Raw genomic sequence first — 21,604 nt, forward strand, 5'->3', positions numbered from 1 at the left:
TTGGTCAAAAAATAGCCGTCCGGTTGTGATATACTGGTCACGTTTTGAACATAAGCGAGGACATCATGGATACTGAAATAACCCCAACACGACTGGCAATTGAATATTTACGTCGCGATAAAAGCAATCTGTCTCCAGCGCAGTACCTGAAGAAGCTGAAACAGCTTGAGCTGGAATTTACGGATTTGCTGGCGCTCTCTTCAAACGAGCTGAAAGAAGAGATCTACTTTGCCTGGCGGTTGGGCGTTCACGTCCATTAAGCAGTGAAGAAAAGGCCGCAAGCGCGGCCTTTTTTGTACCCGAAACTCAGTATTTAGCCGGTAGTTTGTTAATTTTAATGAGCCGGCCTTCTTCCATTTCGATAAACCCGCCCGTTTTCAGGTCAGCAAGTATCCGCATTACGCCGCTTCGGGAAAGCTGGGTTTTATCCCTGATATACTTTTCCGCCGTCACGCTGCACCGGTAGCTGTCATCTTCCTGCATGAGCAGCATGAGCTGCTGTCGAATCATCTCGTAGGCCGTTGGCGCGCCTTTCGGCATGACGTTGTGATAGAGGCGGTTATAGACAAACATAAGATGTTGAGAAAGCAGCCCCCACAGCGCCTTCTCTTTAATAATGTCAGCCACGCGGTCAGTCGTGAGCACACCGATCAGGCAAGGCGTCACCGTTCTGAGATAATCGTTAAAATAAATGTCCGTCAGATTAGCGAGGCCAAACAGGGCGGGACTGCGCGCCGTTGAAAGCATCATGTCGTCGCTTCTTCTGTAGATGGCGATCGTGCCCTCAAGAATTAAATAACACATGCTTTGCCCGTTAACCTGAAGATCGAGCTGTTCACCGCGATCGGTTTTATGCGTGGCGCAGTGCGGCTGTAAATGAGAAATCAGTTCCTGGGCATAGGGAGAGCCGCGATGCGATGGTTTGTCAGAAAACATAGCGTTAACCTGGAAAGAGACAGTACTTTCTATAGTGTCGCTCTTCTTTTCCACCTTCTCCAGAGATAAATACGGCCTCAGTACTTACGGGGTAAATGGTGGATCTCGATTAGCACGCCGCGCTCCATGGTGATGTATTTCCCTGTCCGCAACTCCGCCAGGATCCGCATAATACCGCTGCGTGAAAGATAGGTGCGGCTTTTGATGTAGGCCGCGGCGGTTATGTTTTGTCTTATGGCTTCCGGCTCCTGCATCAGTTCTACCAGCTGAAAGCGGATGATGTCATAAGCCGACATTTGCGATATCTGGGCACAATGCTCGTAGACGCGCGATGCGGTATAGATCAGCAGGTTTGAGAAATGCTCCCATAAATTCTGCTGGGCAATAACATGATTGAAACACGCCAGCGAAACGCGAGCCACTTCTGAGGTTTCCAGCGCTCTGACGTACAGATGTTCAGACGAAAACTGGCTGCTTACGCCGAGTATAAACGGCGCGGATTCAGAATTTAAAACAATGCCGTCACCACGGCGGTGCAAGGCCACGCTGCCGTGTAACAGTAAAAAACACAGACGGGTATCCCCTGAGTAATAATGGATAACTTCCCCTTTAGCCATAATGCATCTCTCCGCATGCGGCAGAACATTATCGATTATTTTTTCAATGTGCTTAAAAGGCTTAGCACCAAGCGCTGTTGACTTATCAACTTCTGGCTCGGGGGCGAATCGGGTATTCATTTGAGACCTCACTCACTCATGCGATCATTTTTTGATCGGCATGAAGAATTATCTTAAAAAACAGTGGGTCAGGGAATGTTTTCGGCAAGTCTAATTATAGACTTGTCTTTTTTCAGGAGTTAATTAATTGAATTTAAAATATTTTTAACTCAGGTCTAAAAGTAGACTGTGACCATTATTCTTAAGGCGTTTCCTGGCGAATATGTTTTGTTTTTGTTAAAGCAGGGTCTACAGCTAGACCCTGAAAATCATTGTGCGCGGAATAAGAGTTGTATAAATTTTGACTTGTCGGCAGGGCTTTTATTTCTGCAACTGAATGTCAGTAATAAATAAGGTAATACAGGATAAAGATTTATGAATAAGAAATTGATGATAGCAATGTTAGCGGCAGGTTCTGCACTCACCGTGACGAATGTATTTGCGGCGGCCGGTACCGTTAATTTTAACGGGAATATTCTGGATTCTGCCTGCGACGTTGATGTGGCATCTAAGAATCAGGTGGTGGTATTAGGCGATTATTATAAAACGGAATTTCCGACGACGGGTGCCAGAACGGCTGCGACACAGTTCAATATTATTTTGAAAAACTGTCCGGTGACGGTCACTAATGCAAAAGTCCGTTTTGACGGCACGCCGGATTTAACCAATGCCAGCCTGCTGGCGGTGGATACGTCCGTGGCAGGGGCAGCCACAGGGGTGGCGATTAACCTGATGACGGCAGATAAAGCCGATCTGCCGCTGCACGGCAGCAATGGGTATACCTACGCGCTGAGCAGCACGGCCGATAATACGCTGAACTTCTACGCTCAGTATGTTTCTACCGCGTCGTCCGTTACCGCGGGTCCGGCTAACTCAGTCGCAAACTTCTCCGTGGTTTACAACTAGGTCATTGGCAGTAATCAGCGGGGGGCCGCCCGGCCCCTTGCTTTATGAGGTATTAAAATGCGTTTTATCACCACAACTGGCCTGGCTATGGCGCTGTTAACGCTTACGTTGACATCCGCCCGCGCCGGCGTCGTTATTGGCGGCACCCGTATTATTTTCGATGGGGCTAAAAAAGAGGCGTCAATAAGTATTACTAATCCTGATAACGTTCCTTATTTAATCCAGTCGTGGATCGATGTTCAGGATGGTCAGTCCGGTAAAGCGCCTTTTATTATTACCCCTCCGCTGTATCGGCTGGACGGTGGGCAAAAAAACCTTGAGCGTATTGTTATGACGGGCTCGCTGCCCCAGGAACAGGAAAGTTTATTCTGGTTAAATATTAAAGCTATTCCATCGGCCTCAAAGCAGATGAACGCGCTGCAAATTGCCGTTAAAACGCGCATTAAATTGATTTATCGGCCAGAGCGTCTTCGCGCGTCTACGCCCGAAGACCAGGCCAACAAATTAACCTGGCATCGTGCGGGGAATACCCTCCAGGTGAATAACCCTACGCCGTACGTTATCAACTTCAATGAAATTACGGTAGGGGATAAAAAACTCGACGATGTCACGTACGTAATGCCTTCAGGTTCAGCCTGGTTTCAGTTACCGAAGGGGGCCCAGGGCAATGCGCTGACGTTTAAGGTCATTAACGATTATGGCAGTCCTGGCGAATTACACCGGGCCAGTTTGTGATCCCTTTGCATTAATCAGGTGTTCGTCATGACCACGGCATTTAATACAGTGCAGCCTGCACGTCTGGCAATATTTATTGCCCTCGCGCTCGCGGGTATCTCTCCCGCGCTGTATGCCAGCGATACGTTTAATACGGAACTGATAGAGCTGGATAATCCCGGAATGGGAAAAGCGGATTTATCAGCCTTTGAATCCGGCTCGCAGGCGCCCGGGACGTACCACGTTGATATTATTCTTGACGACCAGCTGCTGGAAACGCGGGATATTCGCTTCATCGCGGTGAAGGATGCCAACGGCAGCGAAACGTTGCAGCCGTGCCTGAGCGTCGGGCTGTTAAAAGCGTGGGGCGTGAAAACGGCGCTTTTTCCACAGCTCGCCGCTCAGCGTGAGTGCGCAGATCTCAAGGCGATCCCACAGGCCAGCGCAGACTTCCAGTTCGGCGCCCAGCGTCTGGCGATCAGCATCCCGCAGGCGGCTATCGATCTCCCGGCCAGAGGTTATGTTCCCCCAGATAGGTGGGATGAGGGCATTACCGCCGCCATGCTCAACTACAGCCTGAGCGGTGCGAATAGTCGGGCGAGAAGCGGGGCGGATACCAGCAGCGACAGCCAGTATGCCAACCTGCGGCCTGGTATCAATGTCGGCCCCTGGCGGTTACGCAACTACACCACCTGGTCCCGTGATGCGTCCGGCCAGGACAGGTGGGACAACGTCTACACCTGGATGCAGCGCGCCATCATTCCTCTGAAAGCCCAGCTCACGCTTGGCGACAGTTCCGCGCCTGCCGATGTGTTTGACAGCATGCCGTTTCGCGGCGTCCAGCTGGCGTCCGACGACGATATGCTGCCGGATTCCCTAAAGGGCTACGCGCCGGTAGTGCGCGGTATTGCGCGAACCAATGCGCAGGTCGTGGTGCGTCAGAATGGCTATCAAATCTACCAAAGCTACGTGGCGCCGGGCGCGTTTGAGATCGCGGACATGTACCCCACGGGCGGCGCGGGGGATTTGGATGTGACGATCGTCGAAGCCGACGGCAGTGAGCAACATTTTACCCTGCCGTACGCTTCGCTGCCGGTCCTGCAACGGGAGGGCCGCCTCAAATATGCCCTTACCGCCGGGCAGTATCGCTCGTACAACCGTAGCGTGGAGAAAACGCCTTTCGGGCAACTGACCGGGATTTACGGCCTCCGCCACGGCATCACGCTCTATGGCGGCGTTCAGGGGGCAGATAAGTACCAGTCGGCGGCTCTGGGCGTGGGCAAAAACATGGGCGATCTCGGGGCGATATCCGCTGACGTCACTCAGGGCTGGTCGACGCCGGAGCATACCGCGAAAACAAGCGGTCAGTCGTGGCGAGCCCGGTACAGCAAGAATTTTATCAATACCGGGACAAACTTTGCGATTGCCGGGTATCGCTACTCCACCCGCGGCTATTACTGGATGCAGGACGTACTCGATTCGTACGGCGACGGCAGTGCGCTTCAGGACAGGCGGCGTAACCGTGCAGAGCTGACGATGAGCCAGATGCTGGGGGATAACCTGGGGGCGATCACGCTCACTGCGGCGCGAGAAGATTACTGGAATGACGGTAAGTCGATGGCGTCGTGGAGCGTCGGCTATAGCAACTACTGGCACAACATCAGCTATGGCATGACATGGACCTACAGCAGAAATGTCCGTTCAGCGTCGGAGAGCCACGACGGTCAAAAACAGGCTGACCACGACCAGTTGCTGGCGTTCAACATCAGCATTCCGCTGGATAAATTTCTGCCGCAGACGTGGGCTAACTACGGCATGAACGCCAGCAGGAATAACGGGACGACGCGCAGTATCGGCCTGAACGGGGTTGCGCTCGAAAACCGAGCCCTGAACTGGAACGTTCAGCAGGGATATGGCACAGAGGGCGTGGGCTATACCGGCAACCTGAACGCGGACTACCGGGGCACCTATGGCGAAGTGACGGCGGGTTATGGCTATGACAAAAACAGTGAACGCCTGAATTACGGGCTGCAAGGCGGCATTCTCGCCCACGCCGATGGCATCACGCTTTCTCAGCCGCTGGGGGAGACTAACGCCTTAATCAAAGCCCCTGGCGCGCACGGCGTGGATATCCGCAATCAGCCCGGTGTACGGACAGATTTCCGCGGTTATACGGTTGTGGGCAACCTTTCGGTCTACCGGAAAAACGATCTCACTCTCGATCCGGAAAATATGCCGGACGATGTCGAACTGGAGATTAACACCCGCACGGTAACGCCGACGCGGGGAGCGGTGGTGAAAGCCGATTACCTTGCGAAATCGGGTCGTCGGGTGTTGATGACCTTAACCGACAACGATCGCGCCGTGCCGTTTGGCGCGGTGGTTACCCTCGTCGGTGATGACAGCGGCAGCTTTATTGTGGGCGATCGCGGCCAGGTTTATTTAACCGGAATGCGCGACCAGGGAACGCTAGTCGCGACGTGGGGCAGTCAGTCCAGCCAGCAATGCCGCGCTGATTTCAGCCTGCCGAAACACTCAACGTACGGCGGGATCGCTGATATGCGCGCCACCTGCCGTCAGGAACGCTAACATGAAATGTTTTAACGCGATTTTGCTTCTTGGTTTGCTCGCGGCGGGAAACCTCGCCCGTGCCGGTACCTGCACTACCATCACGCCGCAGCTTTCAACCCTGTCCGTGGGAACCATCAACGTGCAGCGCGATGCGCCCGTCGGCACGGTGGTCTTTTCCGGCGCGGCCTCGAACACCGGTTCCTATCTTACCGGCTGTACCAATCCACTGATGCTGGGATTTAGCATGCGCTACACCAGCGCCACGCCGAGCAGCTACGGCAACCATGTTTACAACACTAACGTCAGCGGGATAGGCATACGCTTTTCTTCAAACGCCTATTTTGAAAACCCGAGCAATACGTTTTCCTACAACGCGCAGACCTCCTACGTGGACTGGTACGGCGGGAAGATCGAGCTGGTGGTGACGGGCCCGGTGTCGTCGGGGGCGTTAACGCCAGGGGTTGTCGGCGTCGTAACGCTTCAGGGGAGCGACGGTATCTACCGTGACGGCCTGACCGTGCAACTCACCTCCGGAACCATTAATGCCCTGGCGTGCACGGTCAATACGTCACAGCTGACGTTCCCGATAGGGGATATTCCCGCTTCGGCGTTCGGCTCCGTGGTTGGCACCACGCCGACGGGGGCACAGAACACGCAAAACCTGGGACTGACCTGCGCCGCCGGAACCAATATTAATGTCTCGCTCAGTGGCATACAGAATCCGGACAGCGCGAACACCAGCGTGATGGCCTTAACCGGGCAGGGAAATGCCGGCACCGCAAAAGGGGTTGGGGTGCAGCTTATCTATAACGGGACACCGCTGGTGATGAACAGCCGACTTTTCCTGCGCCAGTCTGCTGGCGGACAGGAGACATTACCGTTAACGGCGCGATATTACCAAACGCTGACCCGCGTGGAGTCAGGCTCAGCGAATGCCTCCGCGACCCTTAATTTGACCTATCAGTAGCAGGTAACAAGATGAAAATAAGGTACAGCACTTTGCTGTTGCTGGTTTTACTCAGCGGGAAAGTTTTCTCCGCTGATAGCGTGAACGTCGGCGTGACGGGGAATATCGTTGCGTCGCCGTGCGTATTCAATGGCGGGAATAACAGCCTTGATGTCAACCTGGGCAATATTCAGGCAACCAACATGGCGACGCCGGGCTCGACTTCAGATCCGGTATCCTTCAGCCTGCTGTTTACCCAGTGCCCAACGGGAACGCAGCGTGTGACCGTCTCTTTTACCGGCAGCCCCGATCCCGTGGCGGGGGCAGACTATTTTCTAAACAGCGGGTCGGCCTCCCACGTGGCGATAGCCATGCTTGATGCCCAAACCGGTACGCTCAAAGGAACAGGTTCCAGCATGACCCAAACCATTGCCGCCGACAGAACCGCGACCATGGATATGCAGGCTTCGGTCAAATCCGTAACGGGTGGCGCCACGCCGGGCAGCATCAGTGCAGTTGTGGTGATGACGATGCAGTACAACTGAATGCCGGTGATAAGCATTTATTAACGACGTGGGGATGAACGATGTTGAATATTCTGATTCAGGATACGGATCTGTTTTTTCAGGCTGGGCTACAGTACTTTTTCGAGGATTTTTTTAAGCATAACTTTCATCGCGCCATCACGTTTAACCCTGGCCTGACCCATGAAAACGTCAGTCAGGCCGATATCATTGTCCTTTCATTATGTCAGGGTGAAACGCTGACCTGTTTTCCCGAGTTACTGGCCCGGCAAAAAGGGATTGTGATAGGCCTCGTCGACGATGAGCTGCGCTTTACGGCGTTACCCTCCTGCTTTGAGGACATTATATTTCTCCCTCGCCGTGCATCGCTCGATCGTATTAGCGGCGTCCTGTTTATCGCGTGGTTCAGGACGCAATTACCGGGTTACACGTGGAATAAAAAGCGCTGTTTCGACTGCCAGCATAAGGGGTTATCCCGACAGCAAGTGCGTATTATGGTCAATTTCTACAGAGGGCTGTCGGTTGTGCAGACCGCTCACGCGCTGGACATGAGCGAGAAAACGGTTTTTACCCATAAGTATATGATGATGCAGAAATTTAATCTGCGTAGCGATTACGAGTTGATCGTCTTGCTGAGAAAATTAATTGAGAAAAAGAGCCGACCGAACCTGCTTCGGGACTACCTGGAAAACAGTTATGCACAACCAGTAACCTGAAAGGGCAGCGGATAGCGCGCCTGGCACGCTATCCGTTTATGGGGGAAGGGGGAGGCCTTAAAGATCGTCCATGGTATAACCGACAACAATCTCCAGCGTCTTACGGATCACATCCGCCTTGACGACGTCGTCGGTGGTTTCCAGCGTCTGGATCAGCCAGAGAATGATCGCTTTGTTGGTCAGATGACCTTCGGAAGCGAGAATACAACGAACCGCAGTCGAAAAAATGGCAGACTCTTCAGCAAAGCGATCGCCCGCATGACGGAAATACTCCGACAGCGCGCTATCTAAAAAGGCAGAGTGGTATTCGGGTTGAAGCTGAATATTTTGTCTCATTTGTTCTCACCGTAGCTGTGAAGTTGTAGTCAATGTATCTTCTTGGGACTGGAAGGTTTTCCATGACCAAATAACGGCACTACATTGTCTCGATTATTCTTAAGAGATCCCTCTCTCTGTGTTCGTCCTTGTGCGGTTCTGCGACCTGTAAAAGCGACCGTGCCAGAGCTGATTTCAGCTATCACCGTCGCCAGTGTCTCCCGCCGCTGGGGATCCGTTTCACGTGCTTGCATGTTACGCAGATGCTGAACCAACCCCTCGGTCGTCACGGGAGCGCGCCCCTTCAAGAGTGAAAGCGCGGCTTCTCCAATAAGCTGGTCGATCAGGCTATCTGCATCACTGCCTTTCATAACATTAACGTTCGAAGAGCAGACCAAGAAGCAGGTGATAATGGCGTTCCTCTTCAGGGCCTTTAGCCTTTTCGAGGCGACTTAACAGTTTTGTGCAGAGCGATTTGCGATTCAGATTTCGCCCATCGCTAAGAATTTCAACAACAACCTGGCCCAGGGTTTCCTGCTGGGTTGGAAGCGCGGCTTTTTCGAAGTACTGCGCAATGGCGGTTGCTGAGTCTGCGACGTAACCTTTCTGCTGCATGTTTCGCTCCTGTAAAATTCTGTAATCAGTAACGTTACATTTAAGGTATACATAATTTTCAAATCTGTACATTTAAAATGTACAATTTCTTAAGAATTTTATAATATATTTTATAAATATATTATTTATCATATAGTTGAGCGTGTTAAATTTTATGCGGAATTTACAGAATATATTGTACAATCCGAAGCGGCGTCGCAGAGTTGTACAAGCAAGCAAATAGCGTAAAGAAGCCGCGTAAATCGTTGAGATGTAAATTATTTGTTGGGCAATAAATGTGCTATAACAGAGTTCTCCCCACGCGTTTTCGTGGTCACCCCTTCAATTTCCAGGATTAGCATGCTCACAACCATTATTTACCGCAGTCATATCTGCGAGGACGTTCCAGTTAAAGCGCTGGAAGACATGGTCGATGCTGCAAATTGTAGAAATCGCCAGTTAGATGTAACGGGGATTTTGCTGTTTAACGGCACACACTTTTTTCAATTACTTGAAGGGCCCGCTGAGAACGTAAATGAGATCTATCAGCTCATCTGCCGCGACCCACGGCATCACAACGTGGTTGAATTATTGAGCGATCACGGTCCTTCCCGGCGCTTTGGCAACGCCGGGATGGAGCTTTTTGACCTTCGTCAGTACGACACGGACGAAGTGCTGCAACAGGTTCTCGATAAAGGCACTACCCGCTATCAGCTGACCTATAACGATCGCGCCCTGCAATTTTTCCGCACATTCGTTGAAGCCACTGAAAAAGCGAACTATTTTGAGCTGCCTTCGGCAGATTCCTGGGAATTTGTCACCGAAAACACGCCGTTATCTTCGCAGCCGACGGTTGTGGCAAAGGGGGCTGACTGTAGTTTCGCATTTCAACCTATCGTCGATCCGTTTATGCAGCAGGTGGTCTCATGGGAAGCCCTGCTCCGCACGCCGTCCGGGGAGTCGCCGGAAGAGTATTTTGCTAACCAGCCGCGTGAGGCGCTGTACGAATCGGATTTAACGAGCAAGCAGGTGGCTTTGTCGATGGCCAGCGCACTGGGCCTGGGGAATCAAACATTGTCCATCAATCTGCTGCCAATGACGCTGGTCAATGTACCCGGTGCCGTCGATTTTTTACTCACGGCAATAGAGGCGAACGGTTTTGTGCCGGAGCAAATTGTGGTCGAGTTTACCGAGAGCGAGGCGATCTCGCGCTTTGAGGAGTTCACCAGCGCGGTCAGACAGCTTAAAAGCGCCGGTATTAGCGTGGCTATCGATCACTTTGGTGCGGGGTTCGCCGGTCTGCAACTGCTGGCCCAGTTCCAGCCGGACAGAATTAAGATTAATCGTGATTTGATTGCCAACGTGCACAAGAGCGGCCCGCGTCAGGCTATTATTCAGGCGATCATCAAATGCTGCGCGTCCCTGGAAATTCTGTTCTGCGCAGTCGGCGTAGAGCTGGCTGAAGAGTGGATGTGGCTGGAATCTGCCGGGATTTCTCAGTTCCAGGGAAACCTGTTCGCCAGCCCGCGTCTGGGGGGCATTCCGGCGATTGCCTGGCCAGAGAAAAAGTATGATTTATAGAAATCCTGTACGTCATTCTTAAGAGTGACCTGTACGTTTGGCTAAATTTATACAACAATACATTAACGAGTGAGTGGTTCTCTGGGCCATTCACTTGCCTCCGAACCCGGAGTTAGTTATACAAATATATTGTACAATCTGATAAGGTTGGTTTGGTTAGGTATGGAAGTATTGTGCGTGAGGGAGTTAATGGCCTATTACAGTATCGGCGAAGTAGCCGAACGATGCGGTATCAACCCCGTTACGCTGCGTGCCTGGCAGCGCCGTTATGGATTGTTGAAGCCGCAGCGCAGCGAAGGGGGTCATCGTCAGTTTGACGATGAAGATATCCTGCGTATCGAAGAGATCAAACGCCTGATGAAAACGGGTGTTTCGGTCGGCAAAGTAAAAGCGCTTCTTGAAAATACGGAAGTGATGACTCAGGGGAACTGGGCATCGTTTCAGGAAGAGATGTTAACCGTTCTGCGCTACGCCAATCCGGCAAAGCTGCGCGCCAAAATCGGTGAGTTCCGTCGCGATCATGCGATGGATGTACTGATTGATAACATCATCACCCCTGTACGACAACGAATGAACCAGGACCAGAATACGGTGCGCCATATGGCGAGCCTGCTTGATGGCGTCCTGATTGAGTTTGCCGTTACAAGCCTGGTGGAATCGCGCAAAAAAGCGGGGAAAGACGCGCTGCTGATAGGGTGGGAGTGCGACGACCGTACGCATTTGTGGCTGGAAGCGGCCCGTCTGGCCTACAAGGGCTGGCATATCGACGTGCTGGCCGAACCGATTGATTCTCCGCGTCCGGAACTCTTCCCGGGGCAAAAAATTTTCGTCTGGACCGGAAAAGAGCCAACGCCTCGCCAGCAGCAACAGCTCGACCACTGGCGTGAACAGGGCTTTGCCGTCGCGTTCCATCACTGAAGCTAAGGGGTCCGACGGTAAACCACCAGCGCGGATTTTTTGCTTTCTGGCGATACGACAGGGGTATCCGCGAAGATGCATGGCATCAGTACCTCTGTCATATCGTCGGTTTACTCCATCGTCAGGTTGTCTGGAATATTCATGCTGGCCACGGATTCGACTTTCCACTCGCCATCTTCCTTGACCATGCAGTCAATCACGGTGTGATCCCGCTTTTTGCCGAATGAAATGTAGACCTGCATGCAGGCGGCATCGTAATCCAGCGCCCGCGCACTGACTACGCCCCAGTCATCTTCATATCCCTGAGCCTTAATGAACATATCGACGTCAGGCACGTCATATTCATCTGGATCCAGCTTATCCATCGCTTTGAGTTTGCTGATGGTTTCACGGGTGACGTAGGGTCTCAACTCGTCATAGTTTTTCTGGGGCTCTTTCCCGCTAATAATTTGCGAGATGTACCATTTATTAAACTGAAGGGCAGCGGATGCCTCAGGTGGTAACGTCTGTGCAGCTGATATGAGAGTGGGCAGAAGCAGGCCCGCCAGAATTATTTTTTTCATATCAGTCATGTCTGTAAATTGCATACGCTGGCTTTACTTCCCGGTATTCTTTTCCCGGATACATTGTTCTCTGAACAAAATCAGAGTACCAGACGCCGTTCCCGCCATAGATGCATACGTGGCCATAGGGATGGTGGGCTGTGGGCTGGATCACCGCCACATCACCCTCAACAGGCTCACCGTAAACCTGGTGGAAGCCAGCCAGAATTAAATTGCTTTTCATATCCTTAGCATAATGCGTGTTCTGTAGATTAGCACCGCCGGCGCGAATGGCTTTTGAAACGAATTCTGCGCATCTTTTCTGGCTATGCTGGCCAGCATGCTGACGAGCATATACTGCGGCTTTATGGGCGCTCCACATAATGTAATCCCTTACTGATTGACTGGTTAACAAGGGAAACATTACGCCGAAAAGTGACGAGTTTATGTAATTAATCGTGATCGGAATTTAACCACTATCAGTTTGATAAATAATGATTAATTTATCCATCAAACATCTTTATGCCCGGTACGTACGAACATTTTTTATTCCCGCTATTGTCTTTCGCTATGATGAATTAAGCGGCTGATTTTTTAATAATCGACTGCATTCATGAAAATAAAAAATCTATCTCAAAAATAGGTATTTCCAATACAATTTTTCTTTTTGCCCTTCACCTTACCGTCTTTCCTCTGAAATGCATTATTTATCAATGCATTAAACAAATATCACCATCCCATCCGCATCCCGTCACAGGGTCTATGCTTAAAGAAAGTAGCCAAAAAGGGCGGTTTAGCCCAAAGCCCCTGCTGTCAGGGGGTTGAAGTGATAATCGTTATCACTAACATGGTGTTATGCCCTGGTGGCTTATCAGATGAGGTGGACCTATGGAATTGCATTCAGAAACCTTCAATCCGGCCGATTTTGCCTGGCGTGGCTTAACGCTTACGCCTGCGGCGGCGGCGCACATTCATGAGCTGGTGGCTAAAAACCCCGACATCCTCGGCGTACGTTTAGGCGTTAAGCAGACGGGCTGCGCGGGCTTTGGCTACGTGCTGGACACCGTCACCGAACCTGAAAAGGATGACCTGGTCTTTGAAACCGACGGCGCTAAGCTCTATGTCGCGCTACAGGCTATGCCGTTTATCGATGGAACCGAAGTCGACTACGTTCGTGAAGGTTTAAACCAGTTATTCAAATTTCATAACCCGAAAGCCCAGAACGAATGTGGCTGCGGCGAAAGCTTTGGGGTATAGGCGGTACTATGTCTCGTAATACTGAAGCAACGAGTGATGTAAACACCTGGAGCGGCGGAAACCTCAACTACAAAGAGGGGTTCTTCACGCAGCTGCAAACCGATGAGCTGGCGAAAGGCATCAGTGAAGATGTCGTGCGCGCCATTTCGGCCAAACGTAACGAGCCTGAATGGATGCTGGCGTTTCGCCTGAGCGCGTTTCGTGCGTGGCAGGAGATGGAAGAGCCCCACTGGCTGAAAGCGCACTACGATAAGCTGAACTATCAGGATTACAGCTACTACTCCGCGCCGTCCTGCGGCAGCTGTGATGACACCTGTGCCTCGCAGCCCGGCGCGGTACAGCAAACCGGTGCAGAGAACAGCTTCCTGAGCAAAGAGGTGGAAGAGGCGTTCAATCAGCTCGGCGTGCCCGTGCGCGAGGGTAAAGAGGTGGCGGTAGACGCCATTTTTGACTCCGTCTCGGTGGCGACCACCTACCGTGAAAAGCTGGCGGAGCAGGGGATTATTTTCTGCTCCTTTGGTGAAGCCATTCACGATCACCCTGAGCTGGTGAAAAAATACATCGGCACCGTGGTGCCCAGTAACGATAACTTCTTTGCAGCACTGAATGCGGCGGTGGCGTCAGACGGCACCTTTATCTACGTGCCGAAAGGCGTACGCTGCCCGATGGAGCTCTCGACCTATTTCCGCATCAACGCAGAAAAAACCGGGCAGTTTGAACGCACCATTCTGGTGGCAGATGAGGGCAGCTACGTCAGCTATATCGAAGGCTGTTCCGCGCCGGTGCGCGACAGCTACCAGCTGCACGCGGCGGTGGTTGAGGTGATCATCCATAAAGACGCGGAAGTGAAATACTCCACGGTACAGAACTGGTTCCCGGGCGACGGCAATACCGGTGGTATTCTGAACTTCGTCACCAAGCGCGCGCTGTGCGAAGGCGAAAACAGCAAAATGTCCTGGACGCAGTCAGAAACCGGCTCCGCCATTACCTGGAAATACCCGAGCTGCATCCTGCGCGGGGATAACTCCATCGGGGAATTTTACTCCGTGGCGCTGACCAGCGGTCATCAGCAGGCCGATACCGGCACCAAGATGATCCACATCGGTAAAAACACCAAATCGACCATCATTTCGAAAGGGATCTCCGCCGGACACAGCCAGAACAGCTATCGCGGGCTGGTGAAAATCATGCCGACGGCCACCAACGCGCGTAACTTCACCCAGTGCGATTCCATGCTGATTGGCGCCGACTGCGGGGCACATACCTTCCCGTACGTCGAGTGCCGCAATAACAGCGCCCAGCTGGAGCACGAGGCGACCACGTCACGCATCGGTGAAGATCAGCTTTTCTACTGCCTGCAACGCGGGATCAGTGAAGAAGATGCGATTTCAATGATTGTTAACGGCTTCTGTAAGGACGTGTTCTCCGAACTGCCGCTGGAATTTGCCGTTGAAGCCCAGAAACTCCTCGCCATTAGTCTTGAACACAGCGTCGGTTAAGGAAAGCACATGTTAAGCATTAAAGATTTACAGGTCAGCGTGGAAGAGAAAGCGATCCTGCGTGGCCTCAATTTTGACGTCAAGCCGGGTGAAGTTCACGCCATCATGGGGCCAAACGGCTCCGGGAAAAGTACGCTTTCAGCGACGCTGGCAGGACGCGAGGACTATGAAGTCATAAGCGGCTCCGTTGAGTTTAACGGCAAAGATCTGCTGGAGATGTCGCCGGAAGAGCGTGCCGGTGAGGGCATCTTTATGGCCTTCCAGTATCCGGTGGAAATTCCGGGCGTCAGCAACCAGTTCTTCCTGCAAACCGCGCTAAACGCGGTGCGCAAGTATCGCGGACTTGAGGCGCTGGATCGCTTTGACTTCCAGGATCTGATGGAAGAGAAAATCAAGCTGCTGAAAATGCCGGAAGATCTGCTCACCCGTTCGGTAAACGTGGGTTTCTCCGGCGGTGAGAAAAAACGTAACGATATTCTGCAAATGGCGGTGCTTGAGCCTGAGCTGTGCATTCTCGACGAGACCGACTCCGGTCTGGATATCGACGCCCTGAAGATCGTCGCTGACGGGGTGAACTCTCTGCGTGACGGGAACCGCTCATTTATTATCGTGACGCACTACCAGCGAATTCTGGACTACATCAAACCGGACTATGTCCACGTGCTTTACCAGGGACGCATTGTGAAATCCGGTGATTTTACCCTGGTTAAACAACTGGAGGAGCAGGGTTATGGCTGGCTTACCGAACAGCAGTAATGCACTCCAGCAGTGGCACCGGCTGTTTGAAGCGCAGGGTGATTCGCGTTCAGAACAGGCTCAGCACCATCTCCAGCAGCTGCTGCGTCTCGGTTTACCGACGCGTAAGCATGAGAACTGGAAATATACCCCGCTGGACGGTCTGCTGAACGGCGAGTTTGTCACGCGCCTTGCCCAGGTTAGCCCTGGCCAGCGCGATGCGCTGGCGCTGAGCGTGGATGCCGTGCGTCTGGTGTTTGTTGACGGGCAGTTCCGGGAGGAACTCAGCGACAGCGTGGAGGAGAGCGGGTTCGATATCGCCATTAACGACGAGCGCCAGTCGTTGAGCGCTCCGGTCCAGCCTGAAGTCTTCCTGCACCTCACGGAGAGCCTGTCGCAGTCTGTCACCCATATTCGCGTTAAGCGTAACCAGCGCCCGGCGAAACCGCTGCTGCTGATGCATATCACGCAGGGCGTTGAGGGCGACGAGATCAACACCGCCCACTATCGCCACCATCTCGAGCTGGCAGAAGGGGCGGAAGCAACGGTGATTGAGCATTACGTTAGTCTGAATGACACCCGTCATTTTACCGGCTCGCGTCTGACGATGAACGTGGCGGCCAACGCCCAGCTGCACCATATCAAGCTGGCGTTTGAGAATCCGCTCAGTCACCACTTCGCCCACAACGATATTCTGCTGGGCCAGGATGCCGCGGCGTACAGCCACAGCTTCCTGCTTGGCGGCGCGGTGTTACGCCACAACACCAGTACCCAGCTGAACGGTGAGAACACCACGCTGCGCATGAACAGCCTGGCGATGCCGGTGAAGGCAGAAGTGTGCGACACGCGCACCTGGCTTGAGCACAACAAAGGCTACTGCAACAGCCGTCAGCTGCATAAAACTATCGTCAGCGACAAAGGTCGTGCGGTGTTTAACGGCCTGATCAACGTGGCGCAGCACGCCATCAAAACTGACGGGCAGATGACCAACAACAACCTTCTGCTGGGACGTCTGGCAGAGGTGGACACCAAGCCGCAGCTGGAAATCTACGCGGACGACGTGAAGTGCAGCCACGGCGCGACGGTCGGGCGTATTGACGACGAGCAGATGTTCTACCTGCGCTCGCGCGGGATAGACCAGCAGGCCGCGCAGAAGATGATTATTTACGCCTTTGCGGCTGAGCTGACGGAAGCGCTGCCCGACGGCGGACTTAAACAGCAGGTGCTGGCCCGTATCGGTCAGCGGCTGCCTGGAGGCGAAGCATGACATTTCCCGTAGAGAAAGTCCGGGCCGATTTTCCGGTACTGACCCGTGAAGTGAACGGTCTTCCGCTGGCCTATCTCGACAGCGCGGCCAGCGCGCAAAAACCGAATCAGGTAGTGGAAGCGGAAGCTGAATTTTACCGCCACGGCTATGCGGCGGTACATCGCGGGATCCACACCCTGAGCGCCGAGGCGACCCAGCGCATGGAAAACGTGCGTACCCAGGTCGCGGGCTTCCTCAACGCGCGTTTGCCGGAAGAACTGGTGTTCGTGCGTGGAACCACCGAAGGGATCAACCTGGTGGCCAATAGCTGGGGCAATGCGCAGGTGCACGCGGGGGATAACATCATCATCACCCAGATGGAGCACCATGCCAACATCGTGCCCTGGCAGATGCTCTGTGAGCGCGCAGGGGCCCAGCTGCGGGTGGTTCCCCTGAATGAAGACGGCACGCTCCAGCTTGAACAGCTGGACGCCCTGCTGGACGACAGGACGCGGCTGGTGGCCGTTACTCACGTTTCAAACGTGCTGGGGACGGAAAATCCGGTGGCGCTGATTATCGATAAAGCCCATCAGGCCGGTGCAAAAGTGCTGATTGATGGTGCCCAGGCGGTCATGCACCATGCGGTTGACGTTCAGGCCCTGGACTGCGACTTCTACGTTTTCTCCGGGCACAAGCTTTATGGCCCGACGGGCATCGGCGTGCTGTATGTGAAGGAGGATATTCTTCAGGCCATGCCGCCGTGGGAAGGGGGCGGCTCGATGATCGCCACCGTCAGCCTGACGGAAGGAACCACTTACGCCCGCGCCCCGTGGCGTTTCGAGGCGGGTACGCCAAACACCGGCGGGATTATCGGGCTGGGTGCCGCCATTAGCTACGTCTCTGAAACGGGGCTGGCGGCAATTCAGCAGTACGAACAGCTGCTGATGCAGTACGCCTTGCAGGAGCTTGCCAGCGTCCCGGAACTGACCTTATACGGCCCTGCTGACCGTCTGGGTGTGATAGCCTTTAACCTCGGCAAGCATCACGCCTATGATGTGGGCAGTTTCCTGGATAATTACGGCGTCGCCGTACGTACCGGGCATCACTGCGCGATGCCGCTGATGGCGTATTATCAGGTACCGGCCATGTGCCGCGCATCGCTGGTGATGTACAACACAACGGAAGAGGTCGACAGACTGGTGGCGGGACTAAAACGTATTCACCAGCTGCTTGGCTAACGGAGAGGCGAGAGATGGCAGATTTGCCGGACAGAGATAAACTGCTGCGCAACTTTGGACGTTGCGCAAACTGGGAAGAGAAATACCTTTATATTATCGAGCTGGGGCAGCGCCTGCCGCCGCTCAGCGAAGAGGCGCATAACCCGAACAACATCATTCAGGGCTGTCAGAGCCAGGTCTGGATCCTGATGCAGCAGACGGATGATGGCGTAATCGAATTGCAGGGCGACAGCGATGCCGCCATTGTGAAGGGGCTTATTGCCGTCGTATTTATTCTCTATCACCGGATGTCGGCGCAGGATATTGTCGCCTTTGACGTCCGTCCGTGGTTTGAAAAAATGGCCTTAACCCAACACCTCACCCCGTCCCGATCCCAGGGGCTGGAAGCGATGATCCGCGCCATTCGCGCTAAAGCCGCAATCCTTAGCTAAACTAACTGAACAGCATTCATTCTGTTTCGCGGGGTGGTTTCCACCTCGCTGGTTTTTCAGCTTTCTGACGTTCAGTCAGTGAATAAGGAATCTCAGCATGAAGCGCGCGTCTCTAATAACTCTATTACTCCTTGGTTCGCTCAGTGCTGTTAATTCAGCCAGGGCGGTTGATTATCCGTTACCGCCCGCAGGCAGCCGCCTGATTGGGCAAAACCAGACATACACCATTCAGGAAGGCGACAATAAGCTCCAGGCTATCGCTCGTCGGTTTAATACCGCAGCACAGCTTATTCTTGAAACCAATAATACCATTGCACCGGTGAACCCTGCGCCAGGAACGGTCATTACCATTCCTTCCCAGATGCTGCTGCCGGACACCGATCGTGAAGGCATTGTGGTGAATCTGGCGGAGCTGCGTCTTTACTTCTATCCGCCAGGTGAAAATATCGTTCAGGTCTATCCGCTGGGTATCGGTCAGCTTGGGCTGGAAACGCCGGTCAGCACCACCCGTGTGAGCCAGAAGATCCCCAATCCCACCTGGACCCCGCCTGCGGGCATCAGAGCGCGCTCACTGGCCCAGGGCATAAAACTGCCGGCTGTGGTACCCGCCGGGCCTAATAACCCGCTGGGGCGCTATGCGCTGCGTCTGGGCATCGGCAATGGGGAATATCTTATCCACGGCACCAGCGCACCGGACAGCGTGGGGCTGCGGGTCAGCTCGGGCTGTATGCGGATGAATGCGCCGGATATCAAAGCGTTGTTTGAACAAGCCCGCGTCGGCACGCGGGTTCAGATTATCAATGAGCCGGTGAAGTTCTCTGTGGAGCCGGACGGCAAACGCTATATCGAGGTACACAGGCCGCTGGCGCAGGCTGAGGGCGAAAACCCACAGACGGTGCCATTTGCGCACTCTGCGGCGTTTACCGCTTTTGCAGCGGAATCAGGCAGCGATAAAACGCTCATCGATAAAGCGCTGGCGCGCAGGGCGGGGATCCCGGTTGCCGTTTCAGCGGGTAACGGTTCGGCAGCCAGCAGTTCTGTCCTGTCTGTTCAAAACAGTCGTGTCTCAGCGGCGGTGGCGGAAGGCGAGGGAGAGAAGGTGATTCAGTAGGAGTTTGACGCAGGCAAAAAAAATGGCGCACAATGTGCGCCATTTTATTAACAGGTACTATTACTTACGGTATTTAGTAGCCTGGTTGTCCAGACGCTGGTTAGCGCGAGCTGCGTCGTCTTTAGCAGCCTGAACGTCGGAACGCATTGCGTTCACGTCGTTGCTCAGCTGGTCAACTTTAGCGTTCAGAGTCTGAACGTCAGAAGACAGCTGATCGATTTTAGCGTTGCTGGAGCAACCTGCCAGCAGAGTAGAACCCAGGATTACCGCGCCCAGTACCAGTTTAGTACGATTCATTATTAATACCCTCTAGATTGAGTTAATCTCCATGTAGCGTTACAAGTATTACACAAAGTTTTTTGGGTTGAGAATATTTTTTTGATGGGATTACGCCTATTTTTGATCGTTCGCTCAAAGAAGCAACGAAATCGGCAATTTTTACGAAAAAGCTATGTTAAAAAAGGCATTTTTCATCGGATTCATCTTAGATAAATCGCGATTAAATAGAAAAACCCGATTTGCTTTTTGAATAGTTCTGGTTAAAGGCGGGAATAAAAAAAGCGCCCCGAAGGACGCTTTTTAACAAAAATATAATTTGTTCGGGAATTATTACAGCACGTGAACAGATGCGGTGTTGGTTGTGCCGCTTGGTACCAGCGCGCCAGAAACCATAACCACAACGTCGCCTTTCTGTGCCAGACCACAATCAACCAGTTCCAGCGCCACTTCTTTACCCAGACGATAGAAATCATCGGTAGACGCAATCTCTTTGACCAGGTGTGGGATCACGCCTTTGCTCAGCACCAGCTGACGCGCGGTGGTTTCGTTCGTGGTCAGGGCCAGGATGGTTGCATCCGGGAAGTATTTACGCACGGCACGCGCAGATTTACCGCCCTGGGTTGCCACAACAATCAGCGGGGCTTCCAGTTTTTCAGCGGTTTCTACCGCACCACGGCACACGGCTTCGGTGATGCGCAGTTTACGGCTGTCGTTGTTGTAATCCAGACGGCTTTTCATCACGCGGTCGGTACGCTCGCAAATGGTCGCCATGATGCTGACCGCTTCCAGAGGGTATTTACCTTTCGCAGATTCACCAGACAGCATAACGGCATCGGTACCGTCGAGGATGGCGTTCGCTACGTCGCCTGCTTCCGCGCGGGTAGGGCGTGGGTTTTTGATCATGGAGTCCAGCATCTGCGTTGCGGTGATAACCACTTTACGCGCGCGAACGCATTTCTCGATCATCATCTTCTGCGCGAAGATCACTTCTTCAACCGGGATTTCAACGCCCAGGTCGCCACGCGCAACCATGATGCCGTCAGACGCTTCGAGGATTTCGTCGAAGTTGTTCAGGCCTTCCTGGTTTTCGATTTTGGAGATGATCTGAATGTTCTCGCCGCCGTGCGCTTTCAGGTGCTCACGGATCTCAACCACGTCAGAACGTTTACGGATAAAGGACGCAGCAACGAAGTCAACGCCTTGTTCGCAACCGAAGATCAGGTCTTGTTTGTCTTTTTCAGCCAGCGCTGGCAGAGCAATGGACACACCCGGCAGGTTAACGCCTTTGTTTTCGCCCAGGTCGCCGTTGTTCAGCACCTTACAGATAACTTTGTTACCTTCGATCGCGGTTACTTCCATGCCGATCAGGCCGTCATCCACCAGCACGGTGTTGCCAACGGACAGATCGCTGGTGAAGCCTTCGTAGGTCACGGCAACGATTTCGTTGTTACCCACAACGGATTTGTCGGTGGTGAAGGTGAAGGTCTGGCCCGCTTTCAGAGAAACGTCGTTACCGTCTTCCAGTTTGATGGTACGGATTTCAGGACCTTTGGTGTCGAGCAGGATCGCGGCTTTTTTACCGGTTTTGCTCATCACGTTGCGCAAGTTCTGGATACGCTGACCGTGTTCAGCATAGTCACCGTGGGAGAAGTTCAGACGCATCACGTTCATGCCGGCGTCCAGCATTTTGCTCAGCATCTCTTCGGATTCGGTTTTCGGGCCGATAGTACAAACAATTTTCGTCTTTTTCATGACAGTCTTAGTCTTTAAGTTGGGAAGGATATGGAAATCTCAATCCGGGGGCGCACCGCCGCGGAGTCAAACCTGTG

Annotated in this window: 25 protein-coding genes; 16 read left to right on the plus strand and 9 right to left on the minus strand. The window is 53.2% G+C overall.

The window, feature by feature from the left end; genetic code table 11:
- Positions 1–65: 65 nt before the first annotated feature.
- Positions 66–260, plus strand: coding sequence for a YdiH family protein (locus INF58_RS05390; protein ID WP_063448958.1), 195 nt, complete (start codon positions 66–68; stop codon positions 258–260).
- Between the two features lie 46 nt (positions 261–306).
- On the opposite strand, the gene INF58_RS05395 is transcribed toward INF58_RS05390, so the two are convergent.
- Positions 307–936, minus strand: a complete 630-nt coding sequence (locus INF58_RS05395; RefSeq protein ID WP_193527175.1) for a helix-turn-helix domain-containing protein — start codon at positions 934–936, stop codon at positions 307–309.
- A gap of 77 nt (positions 937–1,013) precedes the next feature.
- A complete protein-coding gene (locus tag INF58_RS05400) occupies positions 1,014–1,673 on the minus strand; it encodes a winged helix-turn-helix transcriptional regulator (protein WP_193527176.1) in 660 nt (219 codons plus the stop codon).
- 354 nt (positions 1,674–2,027) lie between these two features.
- Between INF58_RS05400 and INF58_RS05405 the strand changes: the two genes are divergently transcribed.
- The 6 genes from INF58_RS05405 to INF58_RS05430 are packed head-to-tail and all read left to right on the plus strand — an operon-like array spanning position 2,028 to position 8,029.
- The gene (locus INF58_RS05405) at positions 2,028–2,558 is read left to right on the plus strand and encodes a fimbrial protein (RefSeq protein WP_193527177.1); all 531 of its coding nucleotides are present in this window, start codon (positions 2,028–2,030) and stop codon (positions 2,556–2,558) included.
- A 57-nt stretch (positions 2,559–2,615) separates the two neighbouring features.
- Entirely contained in the window at positions 2,616–3,293 is a 678-nt protein-coding gene (locus INF58_RS05410; RefSeq protein ID WP_193527178.1) for a molecular chaperone, read from the plus strand.
- Between the two features lie 27 nt (positions 3,294–3,320).
- Entirely contained in the window at positions 3,321–5,861 is a 2,541-nt protein-coding gene (locus INF58_RS05415) for a fimbria/pilus outer membrane usher protein (RefSeq protein WP_193527179.1), read from the plus strand.
- Between the two features lies 1 nt (position 5,862).
- On the plus strand, positions 5,863–6,810 hold the full coding sequence (locus tag INF58_RS05420; protein WP_193527180.1) for a fimbrial protein: 948 nt from the start codon (positions 5,863–5,865) through the stop codon (positions 6,808–6,810).
- Between the two features lie 11 nt (positions 6,811–6,821).
- A complete protein-coding gene (locus INF58_RS05425; RefSeq protein ID WP_193527181.1) occupies positions 6,822–7,334 on the plus strand; it encodes a fimbrial protein in 513 nt (170 codons plus the stop codon).
- Between the two features lie 41 nt (positions 7,335–7,375).
- Complete coding sequence (locus INF58_RS05430; RefSeq protein WP_193527182.1) at positions 7,376–8,029, plus strand: LuxR C-terminal-related transcriptional regulator; 654 nt, start codon at positions 7,376–7,378, stop codon at positions 8,027–8,029.
- Between the two features lie 57 nt (positions 8,030–8,086).
- On the opposite strand, the gene INF58_RS05435 is transcribed toward INF58_RS05430, so the two are convergent.
- From INF58_RS05435 to ycgZ, 3 genes are read right to left on the minus strand one after another with little or no spacing between them, the layout of a single operon-like run.
- Positions 8,087–8,365: a biofilm/acid-resistance regulator YmgB/AriR gene (locus tag INF58_RS05435; RefSeq protein WP_193527183.1), complete on the minus strand. Its 279-nt coding sequence runs from the start codon at positions 8,363–8,365 to the stop codon at positions 8,087–8,089.
- A 29-nt stretch (positions 8,366–8,394) separates the two neighbouring features.
- Positions 8,395–8,715, minus strand: a complete 321-nt coding sequence (locus INF58_RS20910) for a hypothetical protein (RefSeq protein ID WP_227415017.1) — start codon at positions 8,713–8,715, stop codon at positions 8,395–8,397.
- A gap of 4 nt (positions 8,716–8,719) precedes the next feature.
- The gene (ycgZ, locus tag INF58_RS05440) at positions 8,720–8,959 is read right to left on the minus strand and encodes a regulatory protein YcgZ (RefSeq protein WP_063448954.1); all 240 of its coding nucleotides are present in this window, start codon (positions 8,957–8,959) and stop codon (positions 8,720–8,722) included.
- 339 nt (positions 8,960–9,298) lie between these two features.
- Between ycgZ and INF58_RS05445 the strand changes: the two genes are divergently transcribed.
- Together INF58_RS05445 and INF58_RS05450 are read left to right on the plus strand one after the other, a co-directional pair.
- A complete protein-coding gene (locus tag INF58_RS05445; RefSeq protein WP_193527184.1) occupies positions 9,299–10,519 on the plus strand; it encodes a diguanylate phosphodiesterase in 1,221 nt (406 codons plus the stop codon).
- Positions 10,520–10,708: 189 nt separating this feature from the next.
- A complete protein-coding gene (locus INF58_RS05450) occupies positions 10,709–11,437 on the plus strand; it encodes a MerR family transcriptional regulator (protein WP_063867053.1) in 729 nt (242 codons plus the stop codon).
- Positions 11,438–11,547: 110 nt separating this feature from the next.
- Here the strand turns inward: INF58_RS05450 and INF58_RS05455 are convergent, their stop codons facing one another.
- Positions 11,548–12,000: a DUF3828 domain-containing protein gene (locus INF58_RS05455; protein WP_193527185.1), complete on the minus strand. Its 453-nt coding sequence runs from the start codon at positions 11,998–12,000 to the stop codon at positions 11,548–11,550.
- A 1-nt stretch (position 12,001) separates the two neighbouring features.
- Positions 12,002–12,361: a CHAP domain-containing protein gene (locus INF58_RS05460; RefSeq protein WP_193527186.1), complete on the minus strand. Its 360-nt coding sequence runs from the start codon at positions 12,359–12,361 to the stop codon at positions 12,002–12,004.
- A gap of 506 nt (positions 12,362–12,867) precedes the next feature.
- Here INF58_RS05460 and sufA point away from each other — a divergent pair.
- From sufA to INF58_RS05495, 7 genes are all read left to right on the plus strand, one after another.
- Positions 12,868–13,236, plus strand: coding sequence for a Fe-S cluster assembly scaffold SufA (sufA, locus tag INF58_RS05465; RefSeq protein WP_003857741.1), 369 nt, complete (start codon positions 12,868–12,870; stop codon positions 13,234–13,236).
- An 8-nt stretch (positions 13,237–13,244) separates the two neighbouring features.
- Positions 13,245–14,735, plus strand: a complete 1,491-nt coding sequence (sufB, locus tag INF58_RS05470; RefSeq protein WP_063448951.1) for a Fe-S cluster assembly protein SufB — start codon at positions 13,245–13,247, stop codon at positions 14,733–14,735.
- Between the two features lie 9 nt (positions 14,736–14,744).
- Positions 14,745–15,491 (plus strand): Fe-S cluster assembly ATPase SufC, encoded by a 747-nt coding sequence (gene sufC / locus INF58_RS05475; RefSeq protein WP_063448950.1) that lies wholly within the window; start codon positions 14,745–14,747, stop codon positions 15,489–15,491.
- The gene (gene sufD, locus INF58_RS05480) at positions 15,466–16,737 is read left to right on the plus strand and encodes a Fe-S cluster assembly protein SufD (RefSeq protein WP_193527187.1); all 1,272 of its coding nucleotides are present in this window, start codon (positions 15,466–15,468) and stop codon (positions 16,735–16,737) included. Before sufC ends, sufD begins: the two co-directional genes overlap by 26 nt.
- Positions 16,734–17,954, plus strand: coding sequence for a cysteine desulfurase SufS (gene sufS, locus INF58_RS05485; protein ID WP_112792962.1), 1,221 nt, complete (start codon positions 16,734–16,736; stop codon positions 17,952–17,954). Before sufD ends, sufS begins: the two co-directional genes overlap by 4 nt.
- 14 nt (positions 17,955–17,968) lie before the next feature.
- Entirely contained in the window at positions 17,969–18,385 is a 417-nt protein-coding gene (gene sufE / locus INF58_RS05490) for a cysteine desulfuration protein SufE (protein ID WP_063448947.1), read from the plus strand.
- Positions 18,386–18,482: 97 nt separating this feature from the next.
- The gene (locus tag INF58_RS05495; RefSeq protein WP_063867038.1) at positions 18,483–19,496 is read left to right on the plus strand and encodes a L,D-transpeptidase family protein; all 1,014 of its coding nucleotides are present in this window, start codon (positions 18,483–18,485) and stop codon (positions 19,494–19,496) included.
- Positions 19,497–19,556: 60 nt separating this feature from the next.
- Here the strand turns inward: INF58_RS05495 and lpp are convergent, their stop codons facing one another.
- Complete coding sequence (gene lpp / locus INF58_RS05500) at positions 19,557–19,793, minus strand: murein lipoprotein Lpp (RefSeq protein WP_001082307.1); 237 nt, start codon at positions 19,791–19,793, stop codon at positions 19,557–19,559.
- Between the two features lie 312 nt (positions 19,794–20,105).
- Positions 20,106–21,527 carry a pyruvate kinase PykF gene (pykF, locus tag INF58_RS05505; RefSeq protein ID WP_193527188.1) on the minus strand — a complete coding sequence of 474 codons (1,422 nt, stop codon included), beginning with the start codon at positions 21,525–21,527 and terminating at the stop codon, positions 20,106–20,108.
- Between the last annotated feature and the right edge of the window lie 77 nt (positions 21,528–21,604).

Source organism: Enterobacter cloacae complex sp. P24RS, assembly GCF_014982165.1.
In the GTDB taxonomy this organism is placed as follows: domain Bacteria; phylum Pseudomonadota; class Gammaproteobacteria; order Enterobacterales; family Enterobacteriaceae; genus Enterobacter; species Enterobacter quasihormaechei.